The 544-nt window shown below is 75.0% G+C and carries 1 pseudogene; it reads right to left on the bottom strand.

Annotated elements, in window-relative coordinates:
• A pseudogene (locus Y694_RS25205) lies at positions 1–544 on the bottom strand (ATPase); the annotation flags it as partial.

The raw sequence follows: 544 nt of genomic DNA, 5'->3' as shown, positions 1-544 counted from the left end.
GCCCACGGCGGCGGCGCGGGCGCGCAGCGGTTGCAGGTGGTCGTGCGCGCGCGCCAGCACCTCGTCGAGCTGCGACACGCGCGCCGCGATGTGGCGTGCCCCGTAGCGCGGCAGCATCCGCGCTTCCAGCGACGCCGTCACCATGCGGGCCATGCCGGGTCCCTGCTCCAGGCCGCCGATCGCGTGCGCCAGTGCCATCTTGCCGCTTTCACCGTCGTCCTGGCGCGGCTGGCACTCGATGCCGAACTGTTGCTCGAAGGCCTCGATCGCCCGCGTGAGCCAGGCGGCCTCGAGCGGCTGCGCGCCGAGCAGCGTGGCATGCACCCAGTCGCTCAGCACCGCCAGCTGCGCCGGCTGCTCGGCCAGGCAGTACGGCAGCAACCACAGGTCGATGCGTGACACCGCGCCGCGGCCGCTGCTCGCGGCGGCGGTCTTCAGCAGCCCGACGGTCTGGCGCCAGCGGCGGTCCGACACCGCGATGGCCTGCTCGCGCACGAAGCGGCGCGCCTCGGCCAGCGCGTCCAGCACCTCGCCGTCGAGCGCC

This window comes from Methylibium sp. T29-B (assembly GCF_000576225.1).
Taxonomy (GTDB): domain Bacteria; phylum Pseudomonadota; class Gammaproteobacteria; order Burkholderiales; family Burkholderiaceae_C; genus Methylibium; species Methylibium petroleiphilum.
This window is presented reverse-complemented; position numbering and strand designations above follow the sequence as displayed.